General features: G+C 40.0%; 24 protein-coding genes and 1 pseudogene. 6 read left to right on the plus strand and 19 right to left on the minus strand.

Annotation, left to right across the window (positions count from 1 at the left end):
- Positions 1-195: 195 nt before the first annotated feature.
- Genes ACO1D1_RS18190 through ACO1D1_RS18225 form a run of 8 tightly spaced genes read right to left on the minus strand, consistent with a single transcriptional unit; the run spans position 196 to position 5243 of the window.
- Complete coding sequence (locus ACO1D1_RS18190) at positions 196-951, minus strand: class I SAM-dependent DNA methyltransferase (RefSeq protein WP_149871053.1); 756 nt, start codon at positions 949-951, stop codon at positions 196-198.
- A complete protein-coding gene (gene rsfS, locus ACO1D1_RS18195; RefSeq protein ID WP_149871054.1) occupies positions 948-1304 on the minus strand; it encodes a ribosome silencing factor in 357 nt (118 codons plus the stop codon). The genes ACO1D1_RS18190 and rsfS overlap by 4 nt, the downstream gene beginning before the upstream one ends.
- Positions 1305-1307: 3 nt before the next feature.
- Positions 1308-1874: a bis(5'-nucleosyl)-tetraphosphatase (symmetrical) YqeK gene (gene yqeK, locus ACO1D1_RS18200; protein ID WP_149871055.1), complete on the minus strand. Its 567-nt coding sequence runs from the start codon at positions 1872-1874 to the stop codon at positions 1308-1310.
- A complete protein-coding gene (locus tag ACO1D1_RS18205; protein WP_149871056.1) occupies positions 1864-2433 on the minus strand; it encodes a nicotinate-nucleotide adenylyltransferase in 570 nt (189 codons plus the stop codon). The genes yqeK and ACO1D1_RS18205 overlap by 11 nt, the downstream gene beginning before the upstream one ends.
- Positions 2434-2459: 26 nt before the next feature.
- On the minus strand, positions 2460-2750 hold the full coding sequence (yhbY, locus tag ACO1D1_RS18210; RefSeq protein ID WP_149871057.1) for a ribosome assembly RNA-binding protein YhbY: 291 nt from the start codon (positions 2748-2750) through the stop codon (positions 2460-2462).
- Complete coding sequence (gene aroE / locus ACO1D1_RS18215) at positions 2744-3583, minus strand: shikimate dehydrogenase (RefSeq protein ID WP_149871058.1); 840 nt, start codon at positions 3581-3583, stop codon at positions 2744-2746. The genes yhbY and aroE overlap by 7 nt, the downstream gene beginning before the upstream one ends.
- A 34-nt stretch (positions 3584-3617) precedes the next feature.
- Positions 3618-4700 carry a ribosome biogenesis GTPase YqeH gene (yqeH, locus tag ACO1D1_RS18220; protein ID WP_411675503.1) on the minus strand — a complete coding sequence of 361 codons (1083 nt, stop codon included), beginning with the start codon at positions 4698-4700 and terminating at the stop codon, positions 3618-3620.
- Between the two features lie 27 nt (positions 4701-4727).
- Positions 4728-5243: a YqeG family HAD IIIA-type phosphatase gene (locus ACO1D1_RS18225; protein ID WP_149871060.1), complete on the minus strand. Its 516-nt coding sequence runs from the start codon at positions 5241-5243 to the stop codon at positions 4728-4730.
- A 380-nt stretch (positions 5244-5623) separates the two neighbouring features.
- Between ACO1D1_RS18225 and ACO1D1_RS18230 the strand changes: the two genes are divergently transcribed.
- Entirely contained in the window at positions 5624-5764 is a 141-nt protein-coding gene (locus ACO1D1_RS18230; protein ID WP_149871061.1) for a sporulation histidine kinase inhibitor Sda, read from the plus strand.
- 75 nt (positions 5765-5839) lie between these two features.
- On the opposite strand, the gene ACO1D1_RS18235 is transcribed toward ACO1D1_RS18230, so the two are convergent.
- Complete coding sequence (locus ACO1D1_RS18235; RefSeq protein ID WP_149871062.1) at positions 5840-6628, minus strand: phosphatidylserine decarboxylase; 789 nt, start codon at positions 6626-6628, stop codon at positions 5840-5842.
- A gap of 122 nt (positions 6629-6750) precedes the next feature.
- On the opposite strand from ACO1D1_RS18235, the gene pssA reads away from it, so the two are divergent.
- Both pssA and sigK read left to right on the plus strand, forming a co-directional pair.
- Positions 6751-7290: a CDP-diacylglycerol--serine O-phosphatidyltransferase gene (pssA, locus tag ACO1D1_RS18240; RefSeq protein ID WP_149871063.1), complete on the plus strand. Its 540-nt coding sequence runs from the start codon at positions 6751-6753 to the stop codon at positions 7288-7290.
- Positions 7291-7447: 157 nt separating this feature from the next.
- A complete protein-coding gene (gene sigK, locus ACO1D1_RS18245; protein ID WP_149871064.1) occupies positions 7448-8164 on the plus strand; it encodes an RNA polymerase sporulation sigma factor SigK in 717 nt (238 codons plus the stop codon).
- Positions 8165-8211: 47 nt separating this feature from the next.
- On the opposite strand, the gene ACO1D1_RS18250 is transcribed toward sigK, so the two are convergent.
- Positions 8212-9171 carry a F510_1955 family glycosylhydrolase gene (locus ACO1D1_RS18250; RefSeq protein ID WP_149871065.1) on the minus strand — a complete coding sequence of 320 codons (960 nt, stop codon included), beginning with the start codon at positions 9169-9171 and terminating at the stop codon, positions 8212-8214.
- A gap of 187 nt (positions 9172-9358) precedes the next feature.
- Here ACO1D1_RS18250 and ACO1D1_RS18255 point away from each other — a divergent pair, with 187 nt between their 5' ends.
- Positions 9359-9523: a hypothetical protein gene (locus ACO1D1_RS18255; RefSeq protein ID WP_190284960.1), complete on the plus strand. Its 165-nt coding sequence runs from the start codon at positions 9359-9361 to the stop codon at positions 9521-9523.
- Between the two features lie 121 nt (positions 9524-9644).
- A complete protein-coding gene (locus ACO1D1_RS18260; protein ID WP_423336645.1) occupies positions 9645-11444 on the plus strand; it encodes a M3 family oligoendopeptidase in 1800 nt (599 codons plus the stop codon).
- 427 nt (positions 11445-11871) lie between these two features.
- On the opposite strand, the gene ACO1D1_RS18265 is transcribed toward ACO1D1_RS18260, so the two are convergent.
- From ACO1D1_RS18265 to mtnN, 7 genes are all read right to left on the minus strand, one after another.
- On the minus strand, positions 11872-12012 hold the full coding sequence (locus ACO1D1_RS18265; protein WP_149871067.1) for a YrzI family small protein: 141 nt from the start codon (positions 12010-12012) through the stop codon (positions 11872-11874).
- 30 nt (positions 12013-12042) lie between these two features.
- Positions 12043-12183: a YrzI family small protein gene (locus tag ACO1D1_RS18270; protein ID WP_149871068.1), complete on the minus strand. Its 141-nt coding sequence runs from the start codon at positions 12181-12183 to the stop codon at positions 12043-12045.
- 28 nt (positions 12184-12211) lie between these two features.
- Positions 12212-12352 carry a YrzI family small protein gene (locus ACO1D1_RS18275; RefSeq protein WP_149871069.1) on the minus strand — a complete coding sequence of 47 codons (141 nt, stop codon included), beginning with the start codon at positions 12350-12352 and terminating at the stop codon, positions 12212-12214.
- Positions 12353-12802: 450 nt separating this feature from the next.
- Entirely contained in the window at positions 12803-13063 is a 261-nt protein-coding gene (locus ACO1D1_RS18280; RefSeq protein WP_149871070.1) for a YrhC family protein, read from the minus strand.
- A gap of 141 nt (positions 13064-13204) precedes the next feature.
- On the minus strand, positions 13205-14338 hold the full coding sequence (locus tag ACO1D1_RS18285; RefSeq protein WP_423336646.1) for a bifunctional cystathionine gamma-lyase/homocysteine desulfhydrase: 1134 nt from the start codon (positions 14336-14338) through the stop codon (positions 13205-13207).
- A 1-nt stretch (position 14339) separates the two neighbouring features.
- Positions 14340-15263, minus strand: a complete 924-nt coding sequence (locus ACO1D1_RS18290; protein ID WP_149871072.1) for a PLP-dependent cysteine synthase family protein — start codon at positions 15261-15263, stop codon at positions 14340-14342.
- A gap of 21 nt (positions 15264-15284) precedes the next feature.
- A complete protein-coding gene (mtnN, locus tag ACO1D1_RS18295; RefSeq protein WP_149871073.1) occupies positions 15285-15977 on the minus strand; it encodes a 5'-methylthioadenosine/S-adenosylhomocysteine nucleosidase in 693 nt (230 codons plus the stop codon).
- Between the two features lie 285 nt (positions 15978-16262).
- On the opposite strand from mtnN, the gene ACO1D1_RS18300 reads away from it, so the two are divergent.
- On the plus strand, positions 16263-16508 hold the full coding sequence (locus tag ACO1D1_RS18300) for a DUF2536 family protein (RefSeq protein WP_423336647.1): 246 nt from the start codon (positions 16263-16265) through the stop codon (positions 16506-16508).
- Here ACO1D1_RS18300 and ACO1D1_RS18305 read toward each other — a convergent pair.
- Both ACO1D1_RS18305 and ACO1D1_RS18310 read right to left on the minus strand, forming a co-directional pair.
- Positions 16498-17148: a YrrS family protein gene (locus ACO1D1_RS18305; RefSeq protein ID WP_423336648.1), complete on the minus strand. Its 651-nt coding sequence runs from the start codon at positions 17146-17148 to the stop codon at positions 16498-16500. The genes ACO1D1_RS18300 and ACO1D1_RS18305 overlap by 11 nt on opposite strands.
- Before the next feature lie 75 nt (positions 17149-17223).
- Positions 17224-18985, minus strand: a pseudogene (locus ACO1D1_RS18310) (peptidoglycan D,D-transpeptidase FtsI family protein).
- Between the last annotated feature and the right edge of the window lie 53 nt (positions 18986-19038).

Genomic DNA, 19038 nt, shown 5'->3' on the forward strand with positions numbered 1-19038 from the left:
GAGACCCCGCAGGCGCGGAACGCGCCGAGGAGGCTCACCGAACCGCCCGCGGAAAGCGAAGCACCTGGAGAGGAAATCAACAGGCCCATTAGCAGGGACATTTTTGAAAAAAATAGGCCATTCAAATCCCGATAAAAATATAAAATTGCCGAGAAAAATACACTTTCTCGACAATCTGAAGCCATCTTTTTATTTTTATTTTTTAGCGACAAAAAAGATCCGCTCTGAATGTGGCTGCGGTCCGGTATGTTTGAAATCGGCAGCAACCTCCAGAATTTCAAAACCTGCTGTCTCTAACCAATTTACATATTGTTGGACCGGATAGGTCCGCTGAAAATGAAGCTCATCAAATCGGTCATACTTCCCTGATTTTTCATCCAAAGCAAAAAAGCTTAGTTCATGTTCGACACTATTTGGATGTTCACCAGGGAAACTATTCCAAATATAGGATACATCTTCATCATTTAATGCGAAGGTTTGGCTGATGAATACTTGGGTAATTTTATAGATTGAATGGACATCAAAAATGAAAATCCCATGATCGTTCAAATGTTCCATGGCTGCAGCAAAAGTGGACACCACTTCTTCTTCTGTTTGCAGGTAGTTCAATGAATCACAAAAAATGCCAATTACATCAAATTGCCCATGACCTTCCAAATCAGCCATACTTTGCTGGAAAAATGGAATCCTGACACCTTCCCCTTCCGCCTTTGCCTGTGCGACAGCGAGCATATCCTCTGACAAGTCAATCCCAGTTACTTGGAATCCTTCCTTTGCAAACCTGACAGAGAGCTCACCAGTCCCGCATGCTAAATCTAAGAGACGCAGATGGGGACCCCTTCGTTTGACGTCATATTTAACAAGAGTTTCTTTAACAAACTGTACCCATTCATCATATGGGGCATCTTTCATCAGCCCATCATATAAATAGGCAAACTGTTCATAACTCATGAATTCAGCTCACTGCGGATATCCTCAAGCGGCGCGTCGCCCCATAGCCGTTCCAAATTGTAGTAGCTTCTTTCGTCCCGATGGAATACATGGGCTACGACATCCCCCATATCAATTAACACCCATCTTGCTTCATCAAACCCTTCAATACGTTTCACATCGTATCCATGTTCTTGTGCCTTTTCTTTCATTTCTCGTGCAATTGCTTGTACTTGTTTATCAGAATTTCCGTGGCAGATAATGAAGTAATCTGCAATTAAGGAAATACCCTTCATATCGAGAGCAAGAATGTCCTCTGCCCGTTTATCATCCGCTGCTTTTACTGCTATTTTTAAAAGTTCCTGATTTTCCATTCATCAATCCTCCAGTTTCGTAACAAGGTCATTGTAAGTATAAAAAGTCTCTGGGTACACCGTTTGATTTTTTTTCATTAAAAATAAAATCGTGTTTTGTACCGCTTTTATTAATGCCCGATCTAAATTTCCTTTTGCCATTTCTCTTACTTCATCTACACCTGGGAAATGTCTCCCGGGTTCGATATAATCCGCTAAATAAATGACTTTTTCAAGCATCGTCATACCTGGTCTCCCAGAAGTATGGTAGCGTATAGCAGCCAAAACTTCACGGTCAGTAATTCCGGCTTCCTTCTCTACGAGATAGGTACCTGCTGGAGCATGCCATAATTCTGAATTAAATTGGAGCAAGTCCTGCGGGAAACCTTGGGAAACAATGATTTCTTTCATTTCATCCTTGGGGCGAAATTTCGCGTAATCATGAAAGATGGCGGCCATTTCCGCTTTCTTCTCATCTGCACCAAATCTCTTGGCTAAAGAAATGGCCGTTTCCATTACCCCCAGCGTATGCTGATAACGATGCTCCGTCAATTGTTTCTTAACCAGTCCCAACGCCTTTTCACGTTCCATATAAATGCTTCTCCTCTATATAATCAATCACCTGATCAGGTAATAAATATCGAACGGTCTTTCCGCTTTTCATTCGATTCCGAATCATACTAGATGAAACATCTATTGCCGGGACTTCAACATACAGGACAGGGTATTCTGTTTGATGGCTGTAGGAAGGTCTCCTGACTCCTACAAAGTGGACCAGGTTTACAAGTTCATTAATTTTATGCCATTTCGGCAAATATTCAATCATATCTGCCCCGATAATAAAGAAATACTCGTTGTCAGCATATTCGCTTTTCAGCATTCTCATTGTATCCACTGTATAGGAAGGACCTTGGCGTTCGAGCTCAATTGGTTGAATCGTAAAGGCAGGATTCCCGTCAATTGCGAGCCTTAGCATGTTTAGGCGATCCCCATCTTCGACTGATTCTGATTTTTTCTTATGCGGCGGCTCATGGTTGGGCATAAACCAAATTTCATCAAGATTTAGTGCAGAATAAACTTCATTGGCAATCATAAGATGTCCGTAATGCGGAGGGTCAAACGTTCCTCCTAATATTCCCACTTTCTTCATGCGTTCGCCATCCTTTACTCCATTGATTAAGGCAGTGTTATAGTTTTCTTTTCAACAGACTCTTTATAAAGAACAATTGTGCTGCCAATTATTTGCACAATTTCAGCACCCGTTCCAGCTGCCAGCTCTTCAGCAACTACTGTTTTATCTTCTTCGCAGTTTTGCAGCACACTGACTTTAAATAGTTCCCTAGCTTCTAGCGCATCTGCGATTTGCTTAATCATATTTTCATTTACGCCGCCCTTCCCCACTTGAAAGATTGGATCTAAGTGGTGTGCCTTTGCGCGTAAAAATCGTTTTTGTTTACCTGTTAACATCGTTTTCCTCCTAATTGTAACAACACATTCTCTCTCATTCTTTCGACATCAGGGAATATGCCTGTCCATTTTTCGAAAGCAAGTGCACCCTGATAGACAAACATATCAACTCCGGTTTGGGTTCTTGCCCCTTTGGATACGGCATCTTGCAAAAGCTGCGTTTCCAACGGATTATATATTATATCACAAACAATTGACTGTTCCCTTAATTTGTCCAAACTCAAGGGCTGTGCCGAGATTTTCGGTGACATCCCAATCATCGTCGTCTGAATAATTAAATCATATTCCCCAATATTTTCGCTTGCTTCTTTTAAGGACAAAGCTTTAGAGGAGCTATCATAAGGACAATCCTCAATAAGTTTTACCGCCCTCTCTAAAGTCCGATTTGCGATGTCTATAACCATCGGTTTTGCTTGGGCCATGGCAAAGTAAATCCCTCTAGCTGCTCCCCCGGCACCTATTACCAGGATCCTTTGCCCCGATACGCTTGGTACATATGGGTTTAAACTTTTTAAAAAACCGGGACCATCGGTATTATAACCAATCAGCTTTCCGTCCTCATTGACCACTGTATTGACTGCACCAATGCTGGCTGCTAAATCATCCACTACATCTAAAAAGGGTATAATCGCACTTTTATGTGGAATGGTTACATTAAACCCGCCAACCCCAATGGCTCTTAGGCCCTTAACAGCATCTCCTAAATCCTCAGGTTTTACTTGAAAAGGGAGATAGTGAGCATCCATTTGATAAAAAGAAAATAAATCATTTAGCATAACCGGTGACATCGAATGCCCAATGGGATCACCTAATACTGCATATAACTTTTTCACTTGTATCTCCCCACCTATTCTACGGCTTCTATATTTATATTAAAGATTTTCGAATTAACGTTTGAACACCTTTCGGAACGTACGCAGCCACTTTTGCTCCCGGCTCATTTACTGTAATCCAGCCAAGCCCCGAAAATACGATATCTGTTTTAGCTTCTTTAATAACAAATTCCTGTTTCACAAGCTCCGGAAATGTCGCTAATTGTTCAGGAGCCGGCGGTGTCAGCATTTCCCCAACATGCTTTTCATAAAGCTCGTCCGCATTTTCTGTTTTCGTCCGGTGAATATTCAATTCATTGGAAACATAACAAACAAATGAACGTCTGCCGCCGCTAATATAATCAAATCGGGCCAATCCGCCAAAGAATAATGTTTGATCTTCATTTAATTGAAATACTTTTGGCTTGATTTCCTTTTTAGGGGTAATCATTTTTAGGTCCTTTTTATCTACAAAATGGGCCATTTGATGATGATTGATAATCCCAGGTGAATCAATTAAGGATTTTTCGTCATCTAGCGGGATTTTAATAATGTCGAGTGTCGTTCCAGGGAAATGAGAAGTGGTAATCACATCCGCCTCGCCGGTGACTTCCTTAATAATTCGGTTTATGAAAGTAGACTTTCCAACGTTGGTGCAGCCCACGACATAGACATCTTTACCTTGCCGCAATTCATCAATTGCCGCAGCCGTTTCTTTTACATTTACCCCTTTTGCTGCACTGACGAGGAAGACCTCTTCAGGTCTTAAGCCCAGCTCCTTTGCTTCCTGCTTCATCCAGTTTATCAATTTGGTATGCTTAACAGACTTCGGCAGCAAATCAACCTTATTTCCGACTAGGACGACCTTGTTATGACCGACAAACCGGTGTAATCCCGGGAGCCAGCTGCCATTAAAATCAAAAATGTCAACAATCATTACAATAAGGGCGTCTGTTCTGCCGATTTCATTTAATATTTTTAAAAAATCATCGTCGGTTAAATTGACATCCTGAACCTCATTATAATGCTTCAGACGAAAACATCTTTGGCAAATAATCACTTCTTTTTCCAAAGCGGATGATGGCGCATATCCCAGTTCCTCTGGGTTTTCGGTTTGGACCTTGACACCGCAGCCCATGCATATATATTGTTGTTCAATCACAGATTAATCCTCCCACTGAAGCATCCCTTTTTTTCGAAACCAATTTAAAATTCTCCGTTCCGCAAAGCGATTAAATTTTGTCCAAAATCCGTCCGTTTGGGCAACAGGTACAACGAGAATGGTATGAAACCCGCTGCGGTTTCCGCCGAGAACATCCGTTAATAATTGATCACCAATGACAACAGTCTCTTCCTTCTTAATGCCCATTTGCGAAATTGCCCTGTGAAACGCTGGTCCCATCGGCTTTCTTGCCCGGAAAATAAACGGGATTTTAAGCGGGTCAGAAAAAGCCTTGACTCTTTCCTCATTATTATTAGAAACAATTGTGACAAGTATATTATGTTTCTTTATTTCGTCAAACCATTTAATCAACTGAGGAGTTGCAGTAGGACGATCCCATTCCACTAACGTATTATCCAAATCCGTGATAATCCCTTTAATCCCTCTTGATGTTAGCTCCTCAGGAGATATATCCAGAATGCTTTTCACATGTTCATTCGGCAAAAATTGTTTTAACACTAAGCTTACACCTCATTAAATTCTAAATAAAATTCCTCTTTTATAAGAGGTAGCAGTCAGACCAATTATTTCTGTACCATCATACCAATTTTACCCTTTGTTTCAAAGTTTTAAGATGTGAAAAAAATATTTTTCGACAAACATCTGCAATTCCCCGCCCTGTGGATAACCTTATTAACATTATACCCTTTGAATCATTTACATTTAGGTACTTTATAAACAAATTAATAACAAGTTATCCACTATTACCTGTGGATAAATAGAACGATTGTTCTATAAGAATAAATTTGGTAGATTTAGGGTACACCATTTGAACATACCATTTTATGTTTCTTTATACCAAAAAAGAACAATTATTTAAATCGGAGGTGGATTCTGACGTGCGGAAATTGTCAGATGAATTATTAATTGAGTCCTATTTTAAAGCAAGAGAATTAAACCTAAGCCCAGATTTTATTGGTCTAATTGAGTCCGAAATCCAAAGGCGATCATTATTCAATAAAATCAAAAAATCCTCATAACCTTCCATACTGCCCTTTAAGGGCCTTTCTTTTTTTTGGCGAAAAAGGAAGTCAATAAAAGCCTCCAGGCACCTGCTATTGTATTTTGGTCAAAACGCCTATCTTTTCCCCGACGCTAATATCTTTAGGAGTCTTAATCGTTGAATCAATTTGAAAAGTTCCCTTTTCAAATAACAGCACAACGGTTGAGCCAAAACTAAAATAGGCCATCTCTTCACCCTTGACTAACTCATATCCCTTATGTGTAGTTTCAATCGAATTAACAAACATGGCTCCAACCTTGACAACCGAAACATGACCAAATACCGTTTTCACTTCCGTTATGACTCTATAGTTCTTAGCAAGTGTTCTGCGTCCATATTTTAACCCTAATTTATTGACGGGATATGATTTTTTTCCAAGTGTCCATTGCTTTGTAACGATTCCATCAACAGGACTATGAATGCGATGATAATGACTAGGACTTAAATATAGAATCATATATGTACCATTTAAGTATTTTGCTAAAATGCTGCTCTCTCCCAACATCTCTTCAATGGAATAGTTTTTACCTTTTACGATGATGTCACTTGTTTCTTTTATCAGCCCAACGTCTTCGATCACGGCATCAACCGGACTAACAACTCCATCATGACTTTTATCGATTTTCCTTGCATCCTTTTTCAACGTCCTAACAAATAAATCGTGAAGGGTGGGAAATTCGGACAACTCCTTTTCCATTTCTTCTTGTTTCAAATGATAAATTTTAGCAAACGATGGTACGGCGAAACGACTGATTTTCGAACGGGCAAACCGCTTCAGAATACCTGATGTCCACTTTCCATTCGTTAATTCAATCAATAGCCGATAAAACCCCTGTATCATAGAACTACCCCCAAATAGTGTAAAAATACTCTTTACGAAAAGACATAAAACGCTTAGAATTAAATAATATAGTATAACAGTATTTGTTTTCCTTCGTCCTCGAGAAAGGAGTGGTGTGGAGAATGTTTTTATTGGATGTATTGGATCAGACTATAAAAAAATTAAAATCTCAAACAGCAAATGTGATGACCTTAACGAATTTATCATTGGGCGGATTTGCAATTGTATTCGGACTGCATGGAAATCTAAGGTTAAGCCTCCTGCTTATTTTTATCGCAGCATTGGCAGATCGATTTGATGGTATGATTGCCCGAAAATTTAATATTGAATCAGAGCTTGGGAAACAATTAGATTCCATGAGTGATATTATATCATTTGGAGTGGCACCTGCACTATTACTATACCAAGGAATTTTACATGAATTTGGCGGACCTGGTTCATTTTTTACAGTATTCTACATCGGTTGCGGTGCATTTAGATTAGCGCGTTTCAATATTACGGAAAGCACTGGATATTTTACCGGGCTGCCTATTACTGCAGCAGGCTGCTTGGCAACCTTAAGCTTTTTAGCCATTCCCTATCTTCCATCCCAAACGTTCTTATTCATCATTATTATTTTATCCTTCCTAATGGTTAGTTCATTTACACTTAGAAAAGTATAAATAAACACAGAAATGACCTGCTTTAGCGTCTTGCTTGGTAAGGTCATTTTTTCATTTTTTAAGCAAATAAATTTTCAGGACAGACACAATTTCCCGATTTCCTCATAGGAATTATTAATAGGCATTTTGCCTAAAAAGAGTACGGGGGTGGATGTGGATGTCTGGAATCTTAACAGCTCTCGGTTATTTAATGAAGGAATTTTTATTTCTTGTTTCTTATGTAAAAAATAATGCCTTTCCGCAGCCCCTATCTGCTGCAGATGAAAGAAAGTATTTACGGTTAATGGCAGAAGGGGATTCGCATGCGCGTAATATGTTAATTGAACACAATTTAAGGCTTGTTGCGCATATCGTAAAAAAATTTGAAAATACCGGGGAAGATTCGGAAGATTTAATCTCAATTGGAACAATTGGGTTAATAAAAGCAATCGAGAGCTACTCAGAGGGGAAAGGAACAAAGCTTGCTACCTATGCTGCCCGCTGTATTGAAAACGAAATCCTGATGCATTTGCGGGCACTCAAGAAGACGAAAAAGGATGTTTCCCTGCATGACCCGATTGGGCAGGATAAAGAGGGGAACGAAATTTCATTAATTGATGTACTGAAATCCGAATCAGAAGATGTAATTGATACGATCCAACTAAACATGGAGCTTGAAAAAATAAAAAAATATATCGAAGTGCTCGATGATCGGGAAAAAGAAGTCATCATTGGCCGATTTGGCCTCGATTTACAAAAGGAAAAAACCCAGCGGGAGATTGCAAAGGAGTTGGGTATTTCTAGAAGTTATGTCTCGCGGATTGAAAAACGCGCACTGATGAAAATGTTCCATGAATTTTACCGGGCAGAAAAAGAAAAGAAAAAGAAGAGTTAACCCACATACAAAAGAGCAGGTACCATCACCTGCTCTTTTGTACGTTGTTACTTACCTTCTTTAAGTAGATTACTCCATTTTCCCCCGCCATCAACGGATTCAAACAAATCATTTTTATAGGTTGTGAAGGCTATTTGGTTTTTACTCTTTGGATTCACTGTTACATAAGTAATAGGATTATCGTAATCAAGAAAGGGAATGGTCATATCTGTTTGTTCCCCAGAGATTGGATTTACTATTTTTAATAAAATTTTATCATTTTCTACACTTGAAAATAAAATTGAGTCCCCGTAGAACGCCAGTGCCGTTACCATAAATGGACCCGTAACCAGCTTCATGGTATTCCCATTGTCTATTGAATAATAAATTCCCGATCTTGTTGCCATCGCAATGGTATTTCCATTATCCGGGTGAACAGCCATCATTCCAAACGAATCGGCTTGGAAATCCTTCAAGGCACTTCTTTTCCAAGTTTCACCGTTATCAATAGAATAATTCACACCTAAACCTAAGTCATCGTTCGGCTGCTCACTTATCACATAAATACCATTCCCCGAATAGCCCGCTGCCGTAAAATGAAAATTAGCTTTACCATAAAAGGCTAATTTTTTTAGTGTCTCCCCTTTATCAGAACTGTGTACTAATCCAAGAGGATCCTTCAAGTTTGTTCCTTTTTGCGGATGACCACTGGCAACGAAGCCCGATTCAACCGCCTGAAAACCGATATAGTCATGTTGACTTGCGGTTGTTTCATACCATGCCCCATCCTTGTACATTTTTAAACCATCATTTGCCGCTACATATAGGGCAGTGTCATTCCCTGGATAGCCGATCCCCCTGATATTTTTCAGCTTAAATGTGTTCGCCTTGACAATATCAAATTTTTCTTTTATTTCTGCCTTCTTTTCTTGATTCGACTTTTCTGCGGTTTCACTCTTGTTTGTGCAGCCAACAGCAAGGAATATGCCTATGAGGAGAGCAAGAAACACTTTTATTTGAACCTTCATTTTTTTCCTCCCGAAAAACTTCATAGTAAACTATGAGATATCCATCCACTTATACCGTAGTCCTAATAAGATTGTCAAATAATTGATTGTAATAATATTTTTTAAATGCTTTATTGACATGCACATTTGCCTATACCGTAAATAATAAGGGCTCATACGCTAATATAAAACATTAAAGGGGGGAAACATGATGCCTTTTGGATATCCTGCTGCTTACGGTTACCCGGCTCCCTATCCTGTTAATCGTGCTCCATATGGCTTTGGTGCCGGTATATGGATTGCAGTGATCATTGTTCTCTTTATTCTGTTATTTATTTTCGGAGCCTGGTGGTGGTATACCTGTTTTTATTAAAGCAGATTACGGCTTATGCGATGAATGCATAAGCCATTTTTCTTGTAGCAGGTACAAAATATAGAATTTTTCGAAAAGTAGACATATAATAAATAGGTACATATATAAAGGAGGTCCAAGAATGACAGCAACTACATATTCAGAAGTCTGGAATCTTGATGTATTTTTTAAAGGTGGAAGTGAATCCGCAGAATTACAGGAACACCTTGTTCAAACCGAAGAATTGATCAAACATTTCGAAGCAAAAGTGAATAACTGGACACCAATTAATTCTCTGGAGGACGGCAAGTATTTGCAAGAATTACTTGCCGATTTGGAAAAATCCGCAAAAAAATTAATTCAAGCTGGAGCCTTTGCCGGCTGTTTACTAGCACAAAAGACTGAAGATAAAAAAGCATATATGCTAGACGCGAAAATAACAAGCTTAAATGCCATTTTCCAGTCTGCACTTGGATCGTTAGACAACCTGCTGACCTCGATTAACGATGTGGTATGGCAGCAGTTAGTAGCTGCTGAACCATTAAACGAACTTGCCTTCGTGTTAACGGAAAGCCGCGAAAAAGCGAAAGAGAAGCTGTCTAAGGAAGAGGAGGCCCTGATTAGTTCCCTTGAAGTGGATGGCTATCACAGCTGGGGCCAGCTGTATGATTTAATTGTCAGCAAAATCAAAGTATCATTTACCGAAAACGGAGAAGAGAAACTCCTTTCTATCGGCCAGGCCTTCAACAAATTTTCAAGCCCTGACCGCGAAATGCGCTCAAGCGTCTTCAAAAATTGGGAAAAGTCTTGGGAAGAGCAGGCAGATTTCCTTGCGAAAACGTTAAACCATTTATCCGGTTTCCGTTTGAATGTCTATAAAAAAAGAGGCTGGGAAGATGTCTTAAAAGAACCGCTCAGCATCAATCGAATGAAAAAGGAAACATTGGATACGATGTGGGCAGTTATTTCGGAAAATAAACAGAAGCTTGTTCAATATTTAGAGCGGAAAGCAAAGCTCTTGGGACTTGAAAAGATAAGCTGGTTTGACTTAGAGGCACCATACGGGAAATCAGAAACAAAAGTTTCTTATCAAGAAGGAGCCGAATTTATTGAACGAAATTTTGCTTTGTTTGGTGAAAAAATGGCTTCATTTGCGAAAAATGCCTTTGAGGAACAATGGATTGAAGCAGAAGACCGCCCGGGAAAAGCTCCAGGAGGTTTCTGTACCGGGTTCCCTGAAAGTGAACAATCCCGCATCTTCATGACGTATTCCGGGACACCGTCAAATGTTTCAACACTTGCACATGAACTTGGGCATGCGTTTCATTCTTATGTAATGAGGGATATCCCATTTCTTAATTGCAATTATGCAATGAATGTAGCTGAAACGGCTTCCACTTTTGCAGAAATGATTGTGGCAGATGCTTCAGTCAAAAGCGCAAAGGATGAAGAAGAAAAACTTGTTCTTCTCGATGATAAAATTCAAAGAACCGTTGCCCTGCTTATGAATATTCATGCCCGTTTCTTGTTTGAAACCCGTTTTTATCAGGAAAGAAAACACGGAACAGTATCGGTAGAAAAATTGAATGAATTGATGCTAGAGGCACAAAAGGAAGCATACTGTGGTGCTTTAGAAGAATATCATCCATTATTCTGGGCTTCCAAGCTGCATTTCTTTATAACGGGAGTTCCATTCTATAACTTCCCTTATACCTTTGGCTACCTGTTCTCTCTCGGTATTTATGCTGAGGCGCTTGAGGAAGGGAAGGGATATGAAGAAAAGTATATTGCCTTATTACGAGACACTGCCTCTATGACGGTAGAAGAGCTTGCGCAGAAACATTTACAGGTAGATCTGACGCAAAAAGACTTTTGGGAAAAAGCTGTTCACATCTGTCTCGATGATATTGACGAGTTCCTGGAGCTTACTGCGAATAAATAGGTTTTATAACGAAAAGAGCATCGGTGGCTATCCCCGGTGCTCCTTCTTTTTATTCGACACTTATTTCCGCTGAGATTACGCAGCCGATTGCTCCTGTAATAATTAACGCCATCACAACCATGAACATATTCTCCACCCCTTAGATAGATCATGTATTTCTTACTTAAATTTATCATGTTTTCACAGTATCTATCTGAGGGAAAAATGAACATTTTGTTAACAAAGCTTCTATAGGATTAACTACGATTTTTTTTCTTTGGTGTAAAAATTAACGATAATAATAATAAATGTAACGGCATACTTGCTACCTCCTATTTTAGGTTCGGCTAGGTGGTATCCTTCATATCCCATAAACTAGCCCCTCGTCCCTGCATTAGAAAAAACATCATCTCAAAAACCACCTTTCTTCTCATGAATTTTTTACTGCTTACATAATCCGGTACATGGATGCTTGACGATCCTTGTTCTTTTCATAAAGCTTTTCAACCATTTCTTGATGTGCAGCCTCTTCCAGGCTCATTTTTCGTTTATGAATGGTAATCGTTAAAAAGAAAATATTTAGCGTCATTTTGATTCACTTCCTTTTTTTAAAGGATTTTCACATGAAATGATGCATGGAGATTTGACGGTCTTTTGTTTGATCATATAGTTTTTCAACCATTTCCTGGTGAACCGCTTCTTCAAGACTCACTTCTCGTTTTTTAAATGTAATCGAGAAAAATAAGATATTTAAGGTCATTGGATTCACTTCCTTTTTTTATTTGTTATTACATGAAATGATGCATAGAAATTTGCCGGTCTTTGTTTTGCTCATAAAGCTTTTCAACCATTTCCTGGTTTGCCGCCTGTTGAAGGCTCATGGTTCGTTTTTTAATCGTAATCGAGAAAAATAAAATATTGAGGGTCATACATACCACCTCCTTTAAAGTCTTTTTCTTTTTTAAATTCAGCAACATCTTCAAAATATGCAAAACATATCCATTTTGCGAGAAAAAAGGGCACAAAAAGGCCGCAGAAGAATAGGGTCCCTGCGGCTGGCATTTTTTAGACACAAAAATACCGCAAGGCGTCATTCTCCCTGCGGCATGGATATGTATTGTAACAGTACGTTAAGCAATCCATTCCTGTCTGGTCGAATGCGTGATATTCAAATATACAGTTTTCGTGCCAACTACAGCTCCAGTGTTGATTGCCAATAACATCATTTTCTTCGACCTCCTTTGGAATTTTTTACTTACTACGGTAATTATATCCACGGAACATCACTTTGTAAACCTTTTTTCTTAATTTATTTAAAATTAATGAGAAAGCCCGGCTGAAGGTAAAAAAAATAAACGTCCCAAATGGTTAGGAATCGCTTATTTTTTCAAGAATGTATCATCATTGTCAGCCATTTCAGACAGCTTGATCTGACATTGTTTTGATTGAATAAACATAAGAATAGATACTGCTAAAAAGGACAAAGAGGAAAGAATCATCACATTTATATCCATTTCGCTTTTCGCATCTGATGGAATAATCACACCTAGATAGAAAAATATGCCGCAAGCCAATAAGACAGTTCCAAACCGTTTAAAATCCATCATTTTTTCATAAAGATTCTTCATTTCATGTTTCACTGTTTACCACCTGCTTTTCTTAAAATCTACTAACCTACTTTATCACAGAATATCAGGAAAAAGAGGATGTAAATTATAGAAAAACACAATGTGCGAAACCACACAAAAAGAGGTCTGATCAACAGATCAAACCCCTCTTTCTTATTCTAATGCCTGTGTGAGATCCTCAATGAGATCCTCGATATCTTCGAGGCCGACGGAGATGCGGACTAATCCTTCAGTGATACCCAGTTCTGCTCGTCGGTCAGCTGGAATTGAGGCATGAGTCATTCTTGCGGGAACGGAGATCAGGCTTTCTACAGCTCCAAGACTTTCTGCCAATGTAAAATATTTGACCTTGCTTAGTAAGTGGTCTGCATGTTCAGCACTGCCTACATCAAATGATACCATTCCGCCAAAGCCTCTTGTCTGTTTCTTAGCAATCTCATGATTGGGGTGTGATTCCAAGCCAGGGTAAAATACTTTTTTAACCTTAGAGTGCCCTTGTAAAAATGCAACAATCGCCTTCGTATTCGCTTCCGTCTCTTCCATACGAATACCTAAGGTTTTGATTCCCCTGATTAACAGCCATGAATCCTGTGGCCCCAGAACTCCGCCTGTAGAGTTTTGTACAAAGTGGAGGTCTTCTGCCAGTTGATCGCTGTTTACAACCACTAAGCCAGCCACAACATCGCTATGGCCTCCTATATATTTTGTAGCACTATGGAGGACAATATCAGCACCAAGCTCAATTGGATTTTGCCAATAAGGCGTCGAGAACGTATTATCAACAATCGTTAACAGTCCATGTTCTGTTGCAAGCTTTGCGGCAGCTTCGATATCGGTCACCTTTAATAGCGGATTTGTGGGTGTCTCTAAATATACAGCCCGGGTATTTGGTCTGATTTCACTTTTGATATTCTCTAAATGGCTTGTATCAACGAATGTTGAATCAATCCCGAAACGATTCAATACCTTTGTCATCACACGGAACGTGCCGCCATACACATCATCTGTTAAAATGACATGATCGCCGCTGTTAAACAGCATAATAACTGCAGTGATTGCCGCCATCCCTGAGCCAAACGCAAAACCGGCTTTGCCGCCCTCAATATCTTTAATCAACTCTTCAAGCGCATGTCTGGTCGGATTTCCGGTGCGGGAATATTCGAATCCCTTATGGCCGCCGACACCCGCTTGTTTGTAGGTGCTAACTTGATATATCGGGAAAGAAACAGCACCTGTAGCCGGGTCCTCACTAATTCCGCCATGAATCAATTTGGTCTTTCTTCTCATTTTACAATCCCCCCTCAAAGATCTTCTTGCTTAAATAGCGTTCACTGCCGTCTGGGAAAACGACGGCGATATTGGTACCGCCCTTTGCGGCCTTAGCTTCTTTTAGTGCAGCAGATAAGGCGGCGCCAGATGAGCTGCCAACAAGGAGCCCTTCTTTAGCAGCCAACTCTTTAACAAAGTGAAAGGCATCATCATCCGCAATCGTATGAATAGCGTCAAAATAGCCCGGCTCCATAAATGAAGGCAAAAATTCCATGCCTATTCCCTCCGTTTTATGGGGGCCAGATGCGCCGCCATTTAATATGGATCCTTCGGGTTCAACAATGACGGTTTTAATCTGTTGATTTTGTTCTTTCAAATAACGGGCTGTTCCCATGAAGGTACCGCCTGAACCAGCTCCCGCAACAAACACATCAATATCCCCATCGAGTTGTTTCCAAAGCTCCGGACCTAATGTTTTATAATACGTAGCCGGATTGGCTGGATTAGCAAATTGCTGCGGACAATAGGAGCCGGGAATTTCTTGAATCAGCTCCTCTGCTTTAGCAATCGCGCCCTTAATCCCTTGTTCCGCCGGTGTATGGACGATTCTTGCCCCAAGCGCCTTCATGATTGCCTGCTTTTCCATACTAAATTTTTCAGGTACACAAAAAATGACCTGTACCCCTTTATTGATTGCTGCAAGTGCTAAACCTATTCCGGTATTTCCGGCAGTCGGTTCAATGATTGTTCCACCTGGGCGAAGTTTTCCGCTTGAAAATGCCTCATGTAACAGCTCAATTCCAAGCCGGTCTTTGACACTTCCCCCTGGGTTCATGAATTCTAGCTTTGCAAAAATGCGAACATCTTCAGGCAATGAAAACTGTGTAATTTCAACAACTGGTGTATGCCCAATTAATTCATGTACATTTTTGTAGACTTGCATCTCTCCACCCCTATGTGCTATTTAAAGCGCAGCCACCATTTTCATCACCAATGTAGCGGAATTCGTCGCTGCCTTATCAATAAATTGATCAAACGAGATTTCGGATTCTTTCCCGGCAATGTCAGAGAGGGAGCGGATAATCACAAAAGGAACCTCAAAGCGGTGGGCCACTTGTGCGATTGCTGCTGCCTCCATTTCTACCGCTTGTAACTCCTCAAATTTCGAACGAACAAAATCGACGCGAATCGGGTCTTCCATAAAAGAATCGCCCGTCACAATCAAGCCCTTCACAATTTGGAAATTCTCGAGTTCCTTCGCAGCAGCTTCTGCCACAGACATTAATTTTTCATCAGCAGTAAATGCAGCCGGAAGCTGCGGTACCTGACCGTATTCATAGCCAAAGGCTGTCACATCTACATCGTGATGGCGGACTTCAGTTGAAATAACGGCATCACCTACATTCAGCGCAGGATTAAAGCCTCCAGCTGAACCAGTATTGATAATGTAATCCGGTTTATATTTCTCAAGCAGGATGGTGGTTGACATAGCAGCGTTAACCTTGCCAATCCCGGACCGTAGCAGGATCACATCTGCACCGTGCATTTTTCCAAATGTAAATTCACAGCCAGCGACTGTTTCTTGTGTTTGCTCTTCAATATTGTCTCGTAGTAGGGTAACTTCTTCTTCCATTGCTCCGATAATTGCAATTTTCATTACGTAACCTCTTTCTTAATGTTCTCCACTAACATATTATTATCTTCTGCGGTTTCTTGCATCGTATCCGCAAACATTATTCTACCATTTTTTAAAAGCAGCTTGCTATTGGAAGACGCAAGCTTTTTTCGCCTATAAAAGTGTTTCTGAAAATAATACATAATTCCTATAAATATACTATGAATTAAACTGATATCATGTTATCAAACTTTATACTTTTCTTCAAATACATTGCCAATATGGAAAGTAATAACTAAAATAATCGTATAGAAGGGATTGATCCAAATGAATTTTCAATTTGATTTAATCGAGGATAAAGTTGAATTTTTCGAGGCCGAAAACCTTAAAACACTGCAAAAAAAAATTGAATCACAAATTGATGAGAATAGAGCTATTTTACTTGTCATCTCTGTTTCCCACCAAATGCATGTTAACGAAAATGGACATACATATTTCTCAGCCGTAGTTCATTTTAAAAGAAATAAGGATGGCGCCATTATGTTGGCCCATCCTTATTCTCTTATTGCTTGATGACTTTGGTCGGTTTCCAGCCTTGCCCGTCCACCCACTCGATAAAAACTTGAAATTTTTCCTTTGTGTCTTTTGCAGCGACAGTGCCTACGGAGGCATTCGTCTTAGATTGATCCCTGCCAAGCCAATAGACAGTCATATTACCTTGATCTATCCCGGTAGCATATGAGATGGCAGTAAGCATTTCATCCCAATCTACTCCGCTATATACAGGTGTGTGTTCTCCAGTTTGGACTGTGCCAACGGGTTTCCAAGACGGATTCTCGATGGTTTTGCCATCCTCAGAAACCACTGCCTGTGAATCATCCGCCTCTTCAGGTGCAGCGGTTTCCTCACTTTCTTGTTTGTCTTCCACATCTTTGTCGGAAGAACTGTCATTCTTTGCGGCTTTTTGCTCTTGTTTTTCCTTTTGCTCTGTACCTGCCGTGTCCTTCTGTTCTTTATCTACTGTTTTCGTTTGTTCTGTTTTTGGACTTTCCTTCTTTGGTGCGGCTTTGTCATTTCCTGATGCGAAAATATTGTATGCAACAAAAATAATTAATAGCAGCACAATGACAATTAAACTATTTAAGACGAGATTCGTTTTTTTCCTTTTCGCGCGATAACCTGAACGCGAATTAGACTTAAAATCATTACTCAAGTTTATCCCTCCGTAAAATAAGGCTCTCAATATTCTAACATGATTTCATAAGAACTTGAAGGAAAAACCATTTCATCACTCTTGCTTAGAATCTCTTTCATACAGCATCTTAACCATATCAGCAAATAACAAGTTCACTCCGCCCTCCGAATCCAATACATCTAAATTCACGGTCACCAAGGCGTATTTAGGTTTTTGATAGGGAAAATATCCGGCAAACCATTTATTATGCAACTGCCTGCCATCGTCAAATTTCCCAGTTTCAGCAGTACCTGATTTTCCTGGCCACCTCAAAGGGGAGATCTTTAAACCATCTTCCGGTGCCACTCGGGTTTAGCACCACTTCCCGAAGCAATTTTTGCAGTTTCATTGCCGTATAGGGAGAAATGGTGTCCCCCTTTAAGCTTTCTTCAGGAAAATCAACCATCGTCGTACCATTTTTATATTCGATCTTTGAAACGGCCCTTACCGCCTCTTTTTTACCTCCTCTGGCGATTGTAGCCATCATATTGGCGGCAGCTAAAGGAGTGACGCGGACTTCATGCTGGCCAATTCCAGACATGGCAGCAAAATTAGCATCCTTTCTAGCTTCATCAGACAAAAAGATTCTGCCCTGATCTTCATTTGTAAATTGTTTGAAGTTACTTGTATGGTAAATGTCTCCTTGCCAGCCTGTCGCACCGATCAGCGACAATTTGCCCGCATACTCTTCTAATATGTGTGGATTCGTTTTTTGTAATTCCCTTGCCAGCTCGCCAAACGTTCGGTTACAGCTTCGAGCAAAACTATTTGTAAAATCCAACATCCCATAGTTGTATTTTAGTTCTGGTTTTCCGTTAATTTTTTTACTGCAGTCAAATAGACGCGTTGGGTTATCTAGATTTTGATCTATTGCTGCAGCGGCAACAACCGTTTTAAAAACTGACCCGGCAATTTGCTGCTTCAACATCATATTTGTAATTCCTCCGCTGCCGTATGGATCCTTTTTATTAATTGTTGGCCGCGAAACCATCGCCAGCACGGAATTATTTTCAATATCAATGAGAACCAGACCTCCCTTTTTTACTTGATAACGGTCAACAAGGTTCTCCGCTTTTTGCTGGATACTTTTATCAAGGGTTGTCCGGATATTTACAGGATAAAAGGGATTTGCCGGATCAACATATTTAACGTTGATTCCGAATAATGGGCCGCCTGTCCCGTCCACATGGTAGACAAGCTTTGATTTCCCTTCAGGAAGCAAAAATTCATCAAAGCTTTCCTCAAGGCCAGAGACACCTAGCAAGGTTTTCTCTGACAATTCTTTGTCAGGATACCGTTTTTTTAATTCCTTTGGATTTTCCCCAGTCAAGCCAATTAACTGTTCCGCAGGAATACTTGAACGTTCAAACTTCTTTTCAATGGCAAACACTCCAGGTATTTTTAAAGCATTGATTTTTTCCATTTGCGACACAGTCAATTCAAAAGGCTGAGGGTCTCCATAAGCAAACGGTTTTTTTGCCCCTTCTACAGCATTTTTCAGCACTTGAACCGGAATTCCGGAAATCTCTGAAACCTTCTCCGCCTCCCAATCCAGCTTTTTTAAAAAGGGAAAGAGGACAAGGACCGAAACCTTTTTATGTGTCAGCATGGTCCCATTTCGATCTAAAAAGTTACCTCTGCCATTATCAATTACCAATTCCTGCGTTCTTTGCTTCACACTTTCTTCAAGTAAATTAACATTATGCTTTGAGAAAGTTTTTGTCTCCATTAATTGAATTTGCATTAGCCGTACTAAAAGCAGTACCAAACCGGTTATACAAATAAAAAGCCATCCAAGTGCCCGTCTTCTCCACATAAAAACACCTCGTCAAAAGTTTTGACGAGGATTTTGAATTTCAAACCATATTC

This window comes from Neobacillus sp. 19 (assembly GCF_049463095.1).
In the GTDB taxonomy this organism is placed as follows: Bacteria; Bacillota; Bacilli; order Bacillales; family Cytobacillaceae; genus Neobacillus.

Bases quoted from the DNA above. Each gene is read 5' to 3' on its own strand.
- yhbY (WP_149871057.1), bottom strand. From the start codon at position 2,750: ATGTTAACAGGTAAACAAAAACGATTTTTACGCGCAAAGGCACACCAC.
- ACO1D1_RS18260 (WP_423336645.1), top strand. From the start codon at position 9,645: ATGACAGCAACTACATATTCAGAAGTCTGGAATCTTGATGTATTTTTT.
- ACO1D1_RS18300 (WP_423336647.1), top strand. From the start codon at position 16,263: ATGAATTTTCAATTTGATTTAATCGAGGATAAAGTTGAATTTTTCGAG.
- yqeK (WP_149871055.1), bottom strand. From the start codon at position 1,874: ATGGAACGTGAAAAGGCGTTGGGACTGGTTAAGAAACAATTGACGGAG.
- ACO1D1_RS18255 (WP_190284960.1), top strand. From the start codon at position 9,359: ATGATGCCTTTTGGATATCCTGCTGCTTACGGTTACCCGGCTCCCTAT.
- ACO1D1_RS18235 (WP_149871062.1), bottom strand. From the start codon at position 6,628: ATGATACAGGGGTTTTATCGGCTATTGATTGAATTAACGAATGGAAAG.
- ACO1D1_RS18190 (WP_149871053.1), bottom strand. From the start codon at position 951: ATGAGTTATGAACAGTTTGCCTATTTATATGATGGGCTGATGAAAGAT.
- pssA (WP_149871063.1), top strand. From the start codon at position 6,751: ATGTTTTTATTGGATGTATTGGATCAGACTATAAAAAAATTAAAATCT.
- mtnN (WP_149871073.1), bottom strand. From the start codon at position 15,977: ATGAAAATTGCAATTATCGGAGCAATGGAAGAAGAAGTTACCCTACTA.
- ACO1D1_RS18250 (WP_149871065.1), bottom strand. From the start codon at position 9,171: ATGAAGGTTCAAATAAAAGTGTTTCTTGCTCTCCTCATAGGCATATTC.
- ACO1D1_RS18205 (WP_149871056.1), bottom strand. From the start codon at position 2,433: ATGAAGAAAGTGGGAATATTAGGAGGAACGTTTGACCCTCCGCATTAC.
- yqeH (WP_411675503.1), bottom strand. From the start codon at position 4,700: ATGGGCTGCGGTGTCAAGGTCCAAACCGAAAACCCAGAGGAACTGGGA.
- ACO1D1_RS18270 (WP_149871068.1), bottom strand. From the start codon at position 12,183: ATGACCTTAAATATCTTATTTTTCTCGATTACATTTAAAAAACGAGAA.
- ACO1D1_RS18290 (WP_149871072.1), bottom strand. From the start codon at position 15,263: ATGCAAGTCTACAAAAATGTACATGAATTAATTGGGCATACACCAGTT.
- rsfS (WP_149871054.1), bottom strand. From the start codon at position 1,304: ATGGAAAATCAGGAACTTTTAAAAATAGCAGTAAAAGCAGCGGATGAT.
- ACO1D1_RS18285 (WP_423336646.1), bottom strand. From the start codon at position 14,338: ATGAGAAGAAAGACCAAATTGATTCATGGCGGAATTAGTGAGGACCCG.
- ACO1D1_RS18265 (WP_149871067.1), bottom strand. From the start codon at position 12,012: ATGACGCTAAATATTTTCTTTTTAACGATTACCATTCATAAACGAAAA.
- ACO1D1_RS18275 (WP_149871069.1), bottom strand. From the start codon at position 12,352: ATGACCCTCAATATTTTATTTTTCTCGATTACGATTAAAAAACGAACC.
- sigK (WP_149871064.1), top strand. From the start codon at position 7,448: ATGTCTGGAATCTTAACAGCTCTCGGTTATTTAATGAAGGAATTTTTA.